The 15,164-nt window shown below is 41.1% G+C and carries 13 protein-coding genes; 6 read left to right on the top strand and 7 right to left on the bottom strand.

All coding sequences use genetic code 11. The features are described from left to right. The first annotated feature begins 44 nt into the window (after nucleotides 1–44). Complete coding sequence (locus tag ABT310_RS12425; RefSeq protein ID WP_375324205.1) at nucleotides 45–425, top strand: RidA family protein; 381 nt, start codon at nucleotides 45–47, stop codon at nucleotides 423–425. On the opposite strand, the gene ABT310_RS12420 is transcribed toward ABT310_RS12425, so the two are convergent. From ABT310_RS12420 to ABT310_RS12405, 4 genes are all read right to left on the bottom strand, one after another. After that, nucleotides 418–1,269, bottom strand: a complete 852-nt coding sequence (locus ABT310_RS12420) for an N-acetylglucosamine kinase (protein WP_375324204.1) — start codon at nucleotides 1,267–1,269, stop codon at nucleotides 418–420. The two genes, ABT310_RS12425 and ABT310_RS12420, sit on opposite strands and share 8 nt — an antisense overlap. 75 nt (nucleotides 1,270–1,344) lie before the next feature. Next, nucleotides 1,345–2,346 (bottom strand): type I glyceraldehyde-3-phosphate dehydrogenase, encoded by a 1,002-nt coding sequence (gene gap / locus ABT310_RS12415; RefSeq protein WP_375324203.1) that lies wholly within the window; start codon nucleotides 2,344–2,346, stop codon nucleotides 1,345–1,347. A 23-nt stretch (nucleotides 2,347–2,369) separates the two neighbouring features. Beyond that, entirely contained in the window at nucleotides 2,370–3,356 is a 987-nt protein-coding gene (pfkA, locus tag ABT310_RS12410) for a 6-phosphofructokinase (RefSeq protein ID WP_375324202.1), read from the bottom strand. 133 nt (nucleotides 3,357–3,489) lie between these two features. Next, a complete protein-coding gene (locus tag ABT310_RS12405) occupies nucleotides 3,490–7,890 on the bottom strand; it encodes a translocation/assembly module TamB domain-containing protein (protein ID WP_375326187.1) in 4,401 nt (1,466 codons plus the stop codon). A 128-nt stretch (nucleotides 7,891–8,018) separates the two neighbouring features. Here ABT310_RS12405 and tsaD point away from each other — a divergent pair, with 128 nt between their 5' ends. The 5 genes from tsaD (at nucleotide 8,019) to ABT310_RS12380 (ending at nucleotide 12,773) form a co-directional block, all read left to right on the top strand. Beyond that, nucleotides 8,019–9,047 carry a tRNA (adenosine(37)-N6)-threonylcarbamoyltransferase complex transferase subunit TsaD gene (tsaD, locus tag ABT310_RS12400; protein ID WP_375324201.1) on the top strand — a complete coding sequence of 343 codons (1,029 nt, stop codon included), beginning with the start codon at nucleotides 8,019–8,021 and terminating at the stop codon, nucleotides 9,045–9,047. A 20-nt stretch (nucleotides 9,048–9,067) separates the two neighbouring features. Continuing rightward, complete coding sequence (locus tag ABT310_RS12395) at nucleotides 9,068–9,772, top strand: 16S rRNA (uracil(1498)-N(3))-methyltransferase (protein ID WP_375324200.1); 705 nt, start codon at nucleotides 9,068–9,070, stop codon at nucleotides 9,770–9,772. 63 nt (nucleotides 9,773–9,835) lie between these two features. Further along, complete coding sequence (locus ABT310_RS12390; protein WP_375324199.1) at nucleotides 9,836–10,483, top strand: DUF4159 domain-containing protein; 648 nt, start codon at nucleotides 9,836–9,838, stop codon at nucleotides 10,481–10,483. 3 nt (nucleotides 10,484–10,486) lie between these two features. Further along, nucleotides 10,487–11,587, top strand: a complete 1,101-nt coding sequence (locus ABT310_RS12385; protein WP_375324198.1) for an AI-2E family transporter — start codon at nucleotides 10,487–10,489, stop codon at nucleotides 11,585–11,587. Between the two features lie 73 nt (nucleotides 11,588–11,660). After that, on the top strand, nucleotides 11,661–12,773 hold the full coding sequence (locus tag ABT310_RS12380; protein WP_375324197.1) for a class I SAM-dependent methyltransferase: 1,113 nt from the start codon (nucleotides 11,661–11,663) through the stop codon (nucleotides 12,771–12,773). Between the two features lie 2 nt (nucleotides 12,774–12,775). Here the strand turns inward: ABT310_RS12380 and ABT310_RS12375 are convergent, their stop codons facing one another. From ABT310_RS12375 to ABT310_RS12365, 3 genes are read right to left on the bottom strand one after another with little or no spacing between them, the layout of a single operon-like run. Then, nucleotides 12,776–13,702 (bottom strand): alpha/beta hydrolase, encoded by a 927-nt coding sequence (locus tag ABT310_RS12375; protein ID WP_375324196.1) that lies wholly within the window; start codon nucleotides 13,700–13,702, stop codon nucleotides 12,776–12,778. Between the two features lie 17 nt (nucleotides 13,703–13,719). After that, nucleotides 13,720–14,442: a M15 family metallopeptidase gene (locus ABT310_RS12370; protein ID WP_375324195.1), complete on the bottom strand. Its 723-nt coding sequence runs from the start codon at nucleotides 14,440–14,442 to the stop codon at nucleotides 13,720–13,722. Between the two features lies 1 nt (nucleotide 14,443). Continuing rightward, nucleotides 14,444–15,133, bottom strand: a complete 690-nt coding sequence (locus ABT310_RS12365) for a prolyl oligopeptidase family serine peptidase (RefSeq protein ID WP_375326186.1) — start codon at nucleotides 15,131–15,133, stop codon at nucleotides 14,444–14,446. Between the last annotated feature and the right edge of the window lie 31 nt (nucleotides 15,134–15,164).

Raw genomic sequence — 15,164 nt, 5'->3', positions numbered from 1 at the left:
TATTATAATTTTATACCTTCAAGTCACGCTAAAATCAAACTCAAATGAAAAAAATAATCAACACCCCGAAAGCCCCTGCTCCAATTGGTCCATACAACCAAGCAGTGTTGGTAAAAGATACGCTATACATTTCTGGACAAATCCCCATTGATCCAGCGACCGGGGAATTGGTTCAAGGGGACATCAAAAAGGAAACCCAACAATCCATGGAAAATTTGAAAGTCATTTTGGAAGAGGCCGAAATGTCCTTTGAAAATGTTATCAAGACTTCCATTTTTATTGCGGATATGCATCAGTTTGCACAAATCAATGAGGTGTACGGCACCTATTTTGACGCAGAGACCGCTCCAGCACGTGAAACCGTGGAAGTTGCCAATCTTCCCAAATTTGTGAATGTGGAAATTTCTATGATCGCCGTTAAATAGTTTCTTGGTGAAACTCCACCAAACCTTCTATAGGTCTGCGGCGGATAACGCCCAAGATTAAATCGTTGCGCTCCAAACAAGCGGTCAATTCATCTTGAAGGAAGTGGGCGATACTGCCCACAAAACTAATCGGCACTTTTGTGGCCAGTTCGTACTGCATTATGTAGTTGTTCACGAACTGCTGTAACCCTTTTTCAATAACCCCTTTACAGTAAGGGTGTTCTTTATTTTCGATAATGAATCGCGCGAAAGTTGCCAAATAGGTGTTCGGATTGGGTTGTTTGTACAGATGGTCTTTGATCACATCGGCATCAAGATCGTATTCTTTGGCAAATTTAATACCTAGGTCTTGAGGCATTTTGTGGAAATAGTAATCGCGCAATAATTTTCTTCCAAAGAAGTTACCACTACCATCATCCATCAAAATATAACCTAAGGAAGTCACTTTTTGAATCAATTGGTTGCCATCGTAGTAGCTGCAGTTGGAACCAGTTCCCAAAATACAAACAATACCCTGTCTACCAATTTTTGTGGTGGCATAAATGGCCGCATAGGTATCCTCCCGTACTTCTGCCTTGGCATTTGGGAAGAAATCCTTAAAAATGGCCTTTAAAAACTTTTTCATTCTATCGGTTCCACAGCCGGCCCCGTAGAAATAAAGTTGACGTACTTGTTCTTTGTTTTTGGAAAGTTCAAAGTTATTGGCCAATCGGTCTTCAATTACTTCTTTGGTCAATACTTCTGGGCTCAACCCCAAGGTTTGGGTTACAAACAGCTGCTTACCTTTATCGTCAAGGGCAATCCAATCGGATTTTGTAGCGCCACTATCCACAATCAAAATCATACGTCGAAAGTTTAGTATAGAAACCTGAAGAGGGTTCACGCCCTCTTCAGGAAAAAATTATGTGTAAGAATTAAATTATAAGCTTGCTGCGTGCAAAGCCAATTCAATCAATTTGTTGGAGTATCCAGTTTCGTTATCGTACCAAGATACTACTTTGAAGAATTTAGAGTTCAACTCAATACCTGCATCGGCATCGAAGATTGAAGTTCTAACATCACCTACAAAATCTTGGGAAACCACCAATTCCTCGGTATAACCCAAAACTCCTGCAAGCTCTCCTTCTGAAGCGGCTTTCATAGCGGCTTTGATTCCTTCGTAAGATGTTTCTTTTTCCAATTTAACGGTCAAATCCACTACGGAAACATCAGCAGTTGGCACTCTAAAGGCCATACCTGTTAGTTTTCCTTCCAAGGATGGAATTACTTTGGTTACTGCCTTAGCAGCACCTGTAGCAGCAGGAATAATGTTCAAAAGGGCACTTCTACCCCCTCTGTAATCTTTTCTTGATGGTCCATCTACTGTCAACTGCGTGGCAGTGGTAGCGTGAACTGTGGTCATCAAAGCTTCGGCAATACCAAACTCATCGTTAAGTACTTTGGCGATAGGTGCCAAACAGTTGGTAGTACAAGATGCGTTGGAAATAATGGTATCTGTTGGCTTGACATCCTTGTGGTTTACTCCCATTACAAACATAGGGGCATCTTTGGATGGTGCAGAGATCACTACTTTCTTGGCTCCACCATCAATATGGGATTGTGCCATGTCCAATGTGGTGAAAATCCCGGTACATTCGGCTACGATTTCAGCTCCGATTTCATCCCATTTAAGGTTTTTTGGGTCACGCTCAGCAGTAATTCTGATTGTTTTCCCGTTGACCACCAAGTGGCCATCCTTTACTTCAACAGTACCTTCAAAATTTCCGTGTACCGAATCATACTTTAATAGATATGCAAGGTGTTCCACATCCAACAAATCGTTGATTGCCACAACATCTACATCACCTCTTTTTACGGTTGCTCTAAATACCAACCTTCCAATTCTACCGAATCCGTTGATTCCGATTTTCAAATTTGACATTTTTACTTTTTTAGTGTTAACAATTAAGTTGTCATAATATCAGAAACCCTAATGAGTTCCTCGTCAATTTCTGTGTGTGCTCTTATAGCTTCTTCTAGCGGCACAAGTACCAATTTGGTATCTCTTATCCCCACCATAAGGTTTGACTTTCCTTCGAGTAGACTTTCTACGGCTTTCACTCCCATTCTACTGGCCAAGACCCTGTCAAAGCAAGTTGGGTTGCCCCCACGTTGCATGTGGCCCAATACGGACACACGTACATCGTAAATTGGTAAATGCTCTTCCACATATTCCTTAAGTTCGAAAACATTTTTACCTGTTTTATCCCCCTCGGCAACAATTACGATACTGGAGGATTTACCAGAGGCCTTACTTCTTTTTAAGGAATCCAATAAACGCTCAAGGCCCAAGTTTTGCTCAGGAATCAAAATCTCCTCTGCTCCTGCTCCAACACCTGCGTTCAAGGCGATATGGCCTACATCCCTACCCATAACCTCGACAAAAAACAAACGGTTGTGCGAGCTGGCCGTATCACGAATTTTATCGATGGCTTCGACTACCGTGTTAATGGCAGTATCAAAACCAATGGTATAGGAGGATCCTAAAATATCATTGTCGATGGTACCTGGAATTCCTATCACGGGAAAACCGAATTCTTTGTTGAAATTAAGGGCACCAGTAAAACTTCCGTTTCCTCCGATGACCACAAAGGCATCAACACCTTCTTTCAACAATTGCTCATGAGCCTTTTTTCGCCCTTCCGGGGTTCTAAAATCCTCACAACGGGCAGACTTGAGAATGGTACCTCCTTTATTTATAATGTTGTTTACGCTACGGGCATCCAAGGGCTTAAAGTCACCCTCAATCATTCCTTGATATCCTCTATAGATACCCACACATTCCTTACCTAAATACGCACAGGTACGAACAACGGAACGAAGTGCTGCATTCATTCCCGGTGAGTCCCCTCCTGATGTAAAAACTGCGATTTTTTTAATTTCTGAAGCCATTAAAAATTTTAAGACCTCAAAACTAGGAAACTTTATCCAAATTATAACGAGCTTAATAATTTATTTATATTGGATGAAATACTCAAACGTTTTCGTAATAAATTAATATGAAATTCACGAAAAATATAAAACTTTAAGGTCTTGGGTTAGGCAAATTTGCCCGTTTTTGTGAAAAGCGAATCAAACTATCCCTACCCATAATCTCCGTAGAGGTGTTTTGTGGTTCGGGCTTGGGTGCTTCGGCATTTGGTTTGAACACCTTTCGAATTAACTCCCGAAACGTATTGAAATCGACCTGATAAGACAGACCAACGCCTTGGGTATACCCTTGTCGCTCCGCTAAAAATTGCTGGATTTGGTTTTCCCTATTGAAAATTTTAGCACTTAAGGTTCCTTCTTCGTTCAAAAGCACCTGGACCTCAACATCCCCTGCCACAACGGTTTCGGACACGCCACTTCCTCCAACAGGAACTCCCACTCTACCGTTCACCAGTATGCGATCGGAAATTTGGGTGGACACGGTTACCCCAATCCTATCTTCGGTTGATATATCTGCATTAGGGTCTGTGTATCCCTGCTCATAAGAAAGTCCCAAGTTCAATTTATCATTGTTTCCTGAAAGGATTTGATTGAACAAGCCCGAAGCGGATTGAATTAAATTTCCAGTTACAGCCTGCTGGTTGATACCTGTTTGGTCGTTCACAAAAGTACCTTGGGCCAATAGAAAAAAGGCGTTACGCTCCCTGATGGTAGGGTCTTGCAGTCGATATTCCAACTCGGACTGTACTATTGATGTGGTACCGGGAAACTCAATATCAAAATTCACGTTGGGACTCTCAAGTTCACCATCCAATCGCACCACAACTTCGGTAGGTACTCGTCCCGTATACCCTGCATTATCCAAAAGAGGGGCTGGGTTCGCATTGAGTTGATAGACGGCTTCGAGGTTCAATTGGGCAGCCAAGGGGTCTCCTTCCCAGAGAATGGTCCCTCCAGGACGTACTTTAAAGCGCTTATCTATAATACCACCGTATTTAAATTGATATTCGCCCGTAACCACGGCAAATTCACCATACATATTGAATTTTCCATTGGTATTGATTTCCATTAGCATCAAACCTGCCCCTGTTCCCTTTAGGGAACTTCCTGTGTTCTGGTCCACCACAATCTCAACCTCGGCATCTGGGGTGATATCCAAATCAAAGTCCATTTCCAAACCTTGATACTCTTCCAATACACGCTCGTCATCAAACGAACTTGCCTTTTCTTTTTCAATGAAATTGATAAAGGAATAATCCCCGACACTGGTTACATCACTCAAGGGAATTTTAAGCGAAGTTCCCCTTGCGGTTGTCGCTACCACACTGATGGTCAAGGCATCTACCGAACCATAAATGCTCCCCGTTCCGTTCATGAACCCTGTTCCGTAATATAAGTTTTCCTCATCGTATTCGGTGTTCAGGATCATAAAGCGATTGTTCTCGGTATCTATATCCAAACCAAATTGCCAGTCATCAAAACCGGTGTGGCTAATAGTTCCGTCTAAAACTGCCGTTGTGTTTTCAGCTACATCCGACAGCCCGACTCTTTCAAAATAAAAGGTCTGGTCGAACAAACGCACTTTGGACATAGGGGCGAAATCATAGTCGACGTTTAAATAGGGAATTCCAATACCAGCGTCGTTTAAATTCAATAACCCATTAATGGAAGGGTTCTCGACATTGCCCGATATTTGAACACTTCCTGAGGCCTTGCCCCTAATATTCGAAATTATATCCTCTCCCAACGGCCGAAAAGGCTCCAAATCAAAATCCTTGAAATCTGCAGATAGATCCAATTCTTGAACATCGTTGTAATTGGTCACCTTACCATTTACATTAAGCAATTCCTTACCGTTATCGTTCAACCAAGTGCTCACACCAAATTCGGTAAGATCATTGTTTCCATAAATTCCCAACTCCAAGTCCCCTAAACGCATATCGTTAATACTGAAATTCTGGATTTTCAAGCTGGAGGTGGGTAAATAGTTTCCGTCCTTTTGAAGAATATTGAGAAAACCATCGACCTCTCCATTCATTTTAAGGCTATCAATGGAAGGGGTTATTTTATCCAAGGACACCAATTTAAACTGTAGATCGAGATCTTTGTATGTTGAATCGGCCAATTGGCCCCGCAAGCGAATTTGCTCACTGTTCCCATTATCCATGACCAAATCCTCGATGCGGATACTATCGAGTGAACTATCGAAAATCACCTTGTTCTTGTTGTTTCCATCTTTGTTCAACACCCAAGTGTTGCCCTTAAAACTCAAATCGGATTTTTTAAGGCCAATTACGGACTCGTTGTTGTCATTGAACGTATGGTAGAAGTTAAGGTTGTAGCTATCGTCATATTCGCTCCCTCCTTTAAATTCCGTTCTAAAGAACAGGGTATCCTTTAAAGTAGTGTTGATAAGGCTAAAGTCTTTAATGTCATAGAACACCGTGGACATATCTTCTACCGACACGAAGGTGTTGAACAGCGGGTTTGTATTGTCTATGATGACCTCAATATTGTCGAACTCGTTTTCGAAGGCGGCGATACTTGGGGATTTAAAAGTAAGTTTAAAATCACGTTTGTCCGCTTTAATGGTCCCTCGAATAAAAGTGTTAGGATCAAATGCTATTTCGGGAACAAATACATCGATTATTTTATTGTAGATCCTAAAATTAAAATCCACATATTGGCCTTCGGAAATCACAAAGGGTTCGTAATTGGTATAAATGCTACCTATGGAGTTTTGTACCAACCTGCCCAGTTCATCCACTTTAAAATAACCACTCATATACCCAGTGATAATGTCTGGCGAGTTGATTTCAATGGTCCGTACCGTATCTTTTTCGAAGGTAGATGTAACCGTAAAGTCCTCGAAGAAATATGTGTCGTTTTTATTTTGATAGGTGGTATTGGAAAATTGAAGCTGCCCTGCCATATTATCGATGGTGTTGCCCTCGATATCCATATCCACATGACCCTTAAATATGGAAACAGAGTCATTAATAATGTTTAGCGCCTTTAAGTCTGCATAATCCACTGCGGCCACAAAGTTGAACTTGTTGCGTTGGTCGGCAAAATCCGCTAGTCCCTGGAAATCGAACCTAAAATTGTCGTCGTTACACAACAGCGAACCATCAAACAATTGGTCTTTCAAAATTCCCGATACTTTTATCTTGTTGTATTCATAATTATTGTAATCCAACTTGTATACTTCTCCAGACACTTCGGTATTCAAACTTTCGGCCACAAACCCCTTACCCTCCACATTCATGTCCATGGAGGCATATCCAAGACTTTTGTTGTTGATGAATTCTCCAAGATTAAAATCTATCAAAGAAATAAATCCGATATAGGATGCATCCTCAATTTTCTGGATGTTGGTCATCTGAAAATCCACAAAACTATCACCAACTGCAGTATTTAAATTGACTGTTACGTTAATGGAGGTTTCGGTAATCTCCGTATCTCCCCTAACTGTAAACTGTCCCAGTTTCTGTATTGATTCAGGGATGTTCCTTCCCAAAATTTCGGGCAACAACCCTCTGAGCTGATAATAGCTCGAAGTAAGGTTGTCTATATCCCCTCGAACCACAAAAGGGGCATAATCGCTGAACATATTATCGAACCTAAAATCCCCACGAATACCTGTATTGTCGGTAAACAAAAACAGATTGTCCACCTGAAGTTGGTTTAACACCCCACTGAAATCCCCAGTAAAGTTTACTATTTTATCTGCACCAAACTCATTGTAAAATGCATTGATTTCGTTCAAGGCGACGGTCGATTCGGTAAAAGTGGCGTCAATATTCACCTTGTCAATAAACTGGGCCAAATCTTCCCTTTTATAATTGAAGATCAAATTCCCTTTCAATTCGGATTGTTCCGTATCAATTATAAGCGAATCAAAACGCATTTGTTCTTTGGTATACTTAAAATCGGTGGATAACTTTTGAAGTCGAATACCTCTTTTCGCCAAGGTGGAAAGGTTATCTATTTTCAGGGAAACATCAGGTCCCAATATTTGAAAGTCACTAGCCACAACGTCAATTTCTGAAAAATTGAGCGTTTCTGGAGCTTCCAAATTCTCATCAATCAAGCGAAATCGTCCATTACTGATTTGAATATCATCTGAAGCCAGATAAAAAGGTGGTGTTCCTGGGTCTCTTGGTTTTCCATCATCCAATTTATCCACGAACACATCTAAATTGGTCCCTGTTTCACCTTCGTAGGTTTTTAGGTTAAAAATCAATCCATCCACTTCAATATCGCCAAACTCCATTTTATTGTCGGCCATATTCCTAAGATTAAGAATGGAAGTGGAAAGTTTATGAATATAGAAAAGGGTGTCTTGCTTATAATCCTCGACATAAATCCCTTTAATTCCCGCATTCAAATTAAACAGGGAGAGACTTACCCGGTCAATATTGATGTTGGTGCCAAACTCCTCATTAATGGAATCCGTCGCGTATTTTGCCAAACTGGTCTGCACAACCGGCATGGATAAAATCAAGGAACCCAATACCATGATGATCAAAATGGTCAAAAGGATACGCAACAGTATTTTACGAAGTTTTTTGATAGGGCTTTATGTTTTACCTTTGATGACCAATTTTTGTTCCAAAACCTGTGACGAATACAAAAAATTATATTCTCGCCATCGAATCATCTTGTGATGACACTTCAGCTGCAGTGCTTTGTAATACAAAAGTACTCAGCAATGTAGTAGCAACACAAGAAATTCACAAGCAATATGGTGGTGTTGTTCCCGAGCTGGCTTCGAGGGCACATCAGCAAAACATTGTTCCCGTTGTGCACCAAGCCTTGGCCAAGGCAAATATCGATAAAAAAGAACTCTCCGCCATAGCTTTTACTCGTGGTCCCGGACTTATGGGTTCTTTACTCGTAGGAACCTCTTTTGCCAAGTCTTTGGCCTTGGGGCTCGAAATTCCTTTGATTGAGGTGAACCATATGGAAGCCCATATTTTGGCCCATTTTATTGAGGATGAAGAAAGAACGCCCCCTACATTTCCATTTTTGGGTATGACTATAAGTGGTGGACACACCCAGATTGTAAAAGTGAACGATTACTTTTCCATGGAAGTGTTGGGTGAAACCCTGGATGATGCCGTAGGGGAGGCATTTGACAAAAGCGCCAAATTAATGGGATTGCCCTACCCAGGTGGACCTTTGATTGACAAATATGCCAGACTTGGGAATGAAAATGCCTATCCTTTTCCCAAACCAAAGGTGGAGGGTCTCAATTTTAGTTTTAGTGGACTAAAAACAAGTATCCTTTATTTTTTACAACGTGAAACCCAAAAAAATCCAGATTTTGTTTCCGAAAACATGAACGATATCTGCGCGTCCGTGCAATATACTATTTTAGAAATTTTAATGGAAAAATTGCAATTGGCCGTGGAACAAACAGGCATTAAACAAATTGCCATTGGTGGTGGCGTTGCCGCGAATTCGGGCATTCGCAGTAGATTAAGTGATGCAGAAAAGCAATTGGGCTGGCAAACCTATGTGCCAAAATTTGAATATTGCACCGACAATGCGGGCATGATAGGCATCGTAGGCTACCTAAAATTTAAACAAGGTAAATTTACAGACCAAAGTATAGCTGCCAAGGCTCGTTATGCCATTGGTAGCTAAACAAATCCTATCTTTAGCCCATGCAGCTTTTTTACAACCCTCATATCGATTTTAGTGCCAAACAATTTGTTTTCCCTCCGGATGAAAGCAAACATATTGTTCGAGTCCTCCGCAAAACCGAAGGTGATGTGTTGCACATTACCAACGGAAAAGGATATTTGTTTGAAGCGGAAATTATTGAACCCGATCAAAAAAGGTGCAAAGCTCGCATCATATCGCACACAAAGGCTGTTCCCAAACGATTTAATCTGCATATGGCAGTGGCCCCTACCAAAATGAACGACCGCTATGAGTGGTTTTTGGAAAAGGCCACTGAAATAGGTGTTGACGAAATAACACCTATTATTTGCGACCATTCGGAGCGAAAAGTGATAAAGTTGGATCGCATGGAACGTGTTTTGCAAAGTGCCATGAAACAGTCCCTTCAAACGGTATTGCCGAAAATTAACCCTCCCATTACCGTTACCGAATTTTTGGCATCCGAAGTTGAAGAACAAAAATTTATCGCGCATTGTCTGGAAGGCGAAAAAATGGAATTGAAAAGAAGGGTAATTCCCGATAAAGACCTCGTTATCCTCATTGGCCCAGAAGGTGATTTCTCCAAAAACGAAGTGGATTTGGCCAAGGAAAAAGGCTATGTTCCCATTTCGTTGGGCAATACCAGACTTCGTACAGAAACCGCGGCCATTGTTGCCTGTGCCACCGTAGCCATGATCAACAACTGATTTAAGACGAACCTGATTTCAAATGGAATGCCTTACATTTGAAGTATGGGTATACAATTTCATATGAAACACCTCTTTTATAGCTTACTATGTATTTTAATGGCAAGCACGACCCTAAATGCCCAAGAAATCGCTGTTCTCAAATACGGAGGTGGCGGAGATTGGTACTCCAACCCCACGGCACTGCCCAATCTAATTGCTTTTTGCAATTCCAATATCGGGACCGAGATAAGTCCCGACTACGAGACGGTCGAGGCCGGCAGTGTTTCCATTTTTAAATACCCTTTCTTGCACATGACGGGGCATGGCAATGTCTTTTTTAACGAAGAGGAAGGAGAAAATCTGAGAACATATCTTTTATCGGGCGGTTTTCTTCACATTGATGACAATTATGGTATGGAACCTTATTTAAGAAGGGAATTGACCAAGATTTTTCCTGATAAGGCATTGGAGGAACTTGGAGCGGACCATCCCATTTTCAACCAAAAATATGCATTTCCAGATGGCTTGCCCAAAATACATGAACATGATGGAAAACGGCCCCAAGCCTTCGGTATTTTTGAACAGGGCCGGTTGATACTCCTCTATACCTTTGAATGTGACCTTGGAGACGGTTGGGAAGACCCCGCGGTACATAACGATCCTGAGGAGGTCCGCCTTAAAGCCTTGCAAATGGGTGCCAATATTGTGGAATATGCCTTTAAAAGTTAGCCAATGAATGCCAAAACAATTGCCAACGGAATTCTCAGAGCCATAGCCATTTTGGCCGGTATCGTACTATTGGGGTGGTTTTTATACAAGATACAGTCCGTTTTGGTGTATTTGGCCATCGCAGCGGTCATCGCACTGTTAGGAAGACCCATTGTATTGTTCCTTCGTAAAAAATTAAAATTCCCGAATACCTTCGCCGTAATAGCCACCATGTTGTTTATGGTTTCCATTTTTTTGGGCATCTTGGCGCTCTTCATTCCATTGATCACCAAACAAAGTAAAAATCTATCGCTGCTGGACATCGATAAGCTATCCGATAAAATAAATTCCCTTTACCTTGAAACTTTACAATATTTTGGGGCGTCTACCGGAAGTGTGAATGAAATTATCAACGAGACCCATATCGAGGAAAGCATGCTGTCTGGTCTGGATTTAGGATTTATTCCCGACTTTTTAAACACCTTTATGAATGCTCTGAGTACGTTTAGTGTAGGATTTTTTTCTGTGCTTTTCATTTCATTTTTCTTTTTAAAAGATCGGAATTTATTGCAAAACGGACTATTGACCTTTGTGCCCGATAACAAGGAAAGCAACATGGTAAAATCCATTGAAAAAATAAACAATTTACTCTCAAGATATTTTGCGGGAATTCTACTTCAACTTTTCATTCTGTTCGTGATTTACACAATTTCACTATTAATTGTCGGCGTTGAAAACGCTATTGTGATTGCCTTCCTCTGTGCCCTGTTCAACATCATCCCATACATAGGTCCAATCATCGGTGGAGTGATCATGGTTACGTTGACAATGACCAGCTTTTTGGGAGCTGAATTCAGCACGGTGATTTTACCCAAAGCCATGTATGTTTTAATTGGTTTGGGCATAGGCCAATTGGTTGATAATTTCTTCTCACAGCCCTTTATTTTTTCCAATAGCGTGAAGTCACATCCTCTTGAAATTTTCTTGGTGATCATTATTGCAGGACTTCTTTTTGGAGTGGTAGGCATGGTGGTCGCTGTGCCGGGATACACCGCAATCAAGGTGATTTTAAAGGAATTTTTAGACCAATATTCCATTGTGCAAAAGCTGACCAAAAACTTATAGTTTTTCTTTGAATAAACTTATTTTAAATACTGGTGTACAGGATTTTATATTTAAAAATATAAACACTGACATTATGTCGGTTTTGCTTCAAAAACCCATTTTTGAGGGTATAACGCAAAAAGAACTGGCCGAACAGCTTGAAGCTCGAAAAAAATGTCAGGACAAACTCCCTTCTTGGTTCAACAGTAAAAATATTTATTACCCGAACAAGCTAAATATTGAGCAAACCAGTTCCGAACAAACAGCTCATTATAAAGCTCAAATTGTTGGTGGAAAAACCTTGATTGACCTCACTGGTGGCTACGGTGTGGACAGCTATTTTTTCGCCTCCAAAATGGCTCGTGTCCTACACTGTGAAATCAACTCGGAACTAAGTGAAATCGCCCGATATAATTTTGAGGTTTTGGGCCAAAAAAATGTGGAATGTTTTGCTGAGGATGGAATCGAATTTCTAAAAAATTCAACCCAACATTTTGATTGGGTTTTTGTGGACCCTTCCCGACGGAATGATAAAAAAGGCAAGGTGTTTTTATGGGAAGATTGTCTGCCCAATTTACCCGAAAACCTAACCATGATTTTTGAAAAAACGGACAAGGTTTTGGTCAAGGCCTCTCCTATTTTTGACATTGCACAGGGCATCAAAGAACTTCAATGTACAAAAGAGGTTCATGTGGTAGCAGTGAACAATGAGGTAAAAGAATTGTTGTTTGTCTTGGAGAAAGGTTTCGAGGGAGAAATTCAAATTAAGACCGTCAATCTTTTACCCCATCAAGAGGACCATTTCAATTTTATACTTGCAAAAGAATCGTCCTTGGAAATCGATTATGGGGCACCACAGGAATATGTATACGAGCCTAATGCCGCCATTTTAAAGTCAGGTGGTTTTAGGTCCGTAGCTGCATTTTACAAAGTAACCAAGCTTCATCCCCATTCCCATTTATACACTTCTTTGGAGAAAATTGATTTTCCTGGACGAATATTCAAAATTGAACAAGTACTTCCCTATACCAAAAAATCCATTAAATCATTGGGACTGACCAAAGCAAACATTACCACCAGAAACTTTCCGATGACCGTAGCAGATATCCGTAAAAAATTCAAGATCAAGGATGGTGGTGAGCACTATTTGTTTTTTACCAAAAACACTAACGACTCCCTTTTGATAGTATCCTGTAAAAAGGTGTAGGACTAATCCAAGTTATCCATCCAATCAAAAAATAGGTTTATCCAATTTTTTAACCTTTCATGTTCCAATCCCAAAGAAAATCCATGTCCACCTGTTGGATACACATGCATGGTTACCGGGACTTTGTTTTCATTCAATGCTGAAAAGAACATTAAACTATTTTCCACGGGAACAGCTCCATCGTCTGCAGCATGCAGCAAAAAAGTGGGTGGTGTATTTTCATCTACCTGCTTTTCATTGGAAAGGTAATCCAATTCAGTCTGTGTTGGGTTTTCCCCGACCAAGGATGCTCTGGAACCAGTATGCGTGCTTGGTTGGCCTAAAGTAATCACTGGGTAAATCAAGGCCATAAAATCAGGGCGAGCAGCTATGCCATCTTCGCCATCTTGCGGGGTATAGACTTTTTCATCGTAATGCGTGCCCAAAGTCGAAGCCAAATGTCCCCCAGCGGAAAAGCCCATAATCCCAATTTGATTTTCATCCAGATTCCACTCTTTAGCCTTGCTTCGAACCAATCGCATTGCTCTTTGCGCATCTTGCAAAGGCACTAAATGTTTATCCTTTGTTATGGATTTGGACCAAGGCAAACGGTATTTTACCACAATTCCCGCAATCCCTTTTGCCGTTAACGTCTTGGCAATATCGGTTCCCTCCCAATCATAGGCCAAACCATAATACCCTCCTCCCGGAAAAATAACAACGGCCTTGCCATTGGACATTCTCTTGGATGGTAAGTATACTTCAATTGTTGGTTCCTGAACATTGGTAATCCAAATGAGGCCGTCTTCGGTATGCTCAACTTTTTCAGCTTCATCGGAAGCTTTTTGGTTTGGTATTCCATTCGACCAAAGTGGGATGGTGGTATTTTGCGCTGACATTCCGATAGTGGTCAATACTAAAATCAATGCCGTTTGTTTGATGTTCTTCATGTGCTTGGTTTGTTGGTTTATTCGGGGCATTCCCATTTAAAATTGGCCACCTTATCGTTGGATCCTGCGGACAAATTGTAATGCCACCATTCGGTGCGAATGGACCAAAATCCATGGGCTTCCATGGTTTCTTTTAATAGCTTTCGGTTATCCAAAATGTTTTGGGGCAGGTCCATATTGTCGTGATAGGCCCGTTTTCCAAAATAGTCGAAGTCCGTTCCCATATCCAATTCATTGCCCTCCAAATCAACCAAAGTGATATCTACGGCACCTCCCTTATTATGAATGGAGCCTTTATCTGGGTTGGCCACATATTGAGGATTGGGTACAATCTCCCACATTTTATATTGCACGGAATTGGGGCGATAACAGTCAAAAAACTTGATTTTAACTCCTTTTTCAAGGAAGTCCTTGTTAGCGGCAATCAAGGCCTTGGCGGTTTTTACTCGGGTATAGCATTCCGCACAATCATATACTTTGGCTTTTAAAAAGTTGTTTTCGGTGGCGTAACGTAGATCATATACGAAATCCTTGCTGAAATCTTCCAAACGTACAAAAGTAGTATCGGCCAGCCCCTTAAAAGTTTTAAGCTCTAGTGTTGCGATTTTTGGATTTGAATCCACCACAACAGAATCCATCACTTCAACAGTTCCGACATGTTTAGTTGATTCCGTTTTCTTCTTTTTCTGACCACAACTTACTGTCAAAATAAGAATAAAAAGTACTAAGCTATGCTTCATGTCAGTCGATTTGTTTTTGTTTGGCAAACCAAGTATACAAAGAATCTGTAGTATAGGCCCTATCCCACGCATTGTGTCCAACCCCCTTATATCGGGTGTATTGAACATCATATCCCATTTCTTTTAGCCTCGCTACCATACCGTCGGATTCTTCCACGCTAATTTTATTATCCTGATCGCCATGAAACACCCAAATGGGCATTTTTTTATTGATCCAATGAGCATACGGCAGCGGTGCCATGCCACATACCACTGCCATGGCGGCAAACTTGTCTGGGTATTGCGTAGCCATTTCCCAAGCCGCACTTCCCCCTCTGCTCAAACCCGTAAGGTAAATTCGTTTTTTGTCCACCCGATGGGCAGCCACAACAGAATCCAGCAATTGGGCAACTGCTTGGGTATTCCACCATTTTTGGGCATGCGGGTTTTGGGGAGCTAAAATCAAAAATGGAAATTGCATACCCTCTGCCAATAATTTTGGAGGGCCGTTGTCTTTAATATATTCTACTTTTTGGCCAGATTCACCACCGCCATGAAGAAAGAGCAACAAGCCAAATTCCTCGTCTTCCGAATTAAAATAGTCTTTTGGATAATAGAGGTAATACTTTAGGGATTCTCTGGTCACGGTTTCCAGCTCGTCCAGCACCAAATGGGATTGGGCAGCACAGGCTTGGAACACCAATAATCCCATCAAAACGAAAAATCTTATAAATTGTTTACAC

Source organism: Flagellimonas cixiensis (genome assembly GCF_042134615.1).
GTDB lineage: Bacteria > Bacteroidota > Bacteroidia > Flavobacteriales > Flavobacteriaceae > Flagellimonas > Flagellimonas cixiensis.
Note: the sequence above shows the minus strand (reverse complement) of the source record. Positions and strands in the feature narration are given on the sequence as shown.

Coding starts and splice junctions, on each gene's coding strand:
- ABT310_RS12425 (WP_375324205.1), top strand. CDS start 45: ATGAAAAAAATAATCAACACCCCGAAAGCCCCTGCTCCAATTGGTCCA.
- ABT310_RS12420 (WP_375324204.1), bottom strand. CDS start 1,269: ATGATTTTGATTGTGGATAGTGGCGCTACAAAATCCGATTGGATTGCC.
- gap (WP_375324203.1), bottom strand. CDS start 2,346: ATGTCAAATTTGAAAATCGGAATCAACGGATTCGGTAGAATTGGAAGG.
- pfkA (WP_375324202.1), bottom strand. CDS start 3,356: ATGGCTTCAGAAATTAAAAAAATCGCAGTTTTTACATCAGGAGGGGAC.
- ABT310_RS12405 (WP_375326187.1), bottom strand. CDS start 7,890: ATGCCGGTTGTGCAGACCAGTTTGGCAAAATACGCGACGGATTCCATT.
- ABT310_RS12395 (WP_375324200.1), top strand. CDS start 9,068: ATGCAGCTTTTTTACAACCCTCATATCGATTTTAGTGCCAAACAATTT.
- ABT310_RS12390 (WP_375324199.1), top strand. CDS start 9,836: ATGAAACACCTCTTTTATAGCTTACTATGTATTTTAATGGCAAGCACG.
- ABT310_RS12385 (WP_375324198.1), top strand. CDS start 10,487: ATGAATGCCAAAACAATTGCCAACGGAATTCTCAGAGCCATAGCCATT.
- ABT310_RS12380 (WP_375324197.1), top strand. CDS start 11,661: ATGTCGGTTTTGCTTCAAAAACCCATTTTTGAGGGTATAACGCAAAAA.
- ABT310_RS12375 (WP_375324196.1), bottom strand. CDS start 13,702: ATGAAGAACATCAAACAAACGGCATTGATTTTAGTATTGACCACTATC.
- ABT310_RS12370 (WP_375324195.1), bottom strand. CDS start 14,442: ATGAAGCATAGCTTAGTACTTTTTATTCTTATTTTGACAGTAAGTTGT.
- ABT310_RS12365 (WP_375326186.1), bottom strand. CDS start 15,133: ATGGGATTATTGGTGTTCCAAGCCTGTGCTGCCCAATCCCATTTGGTG.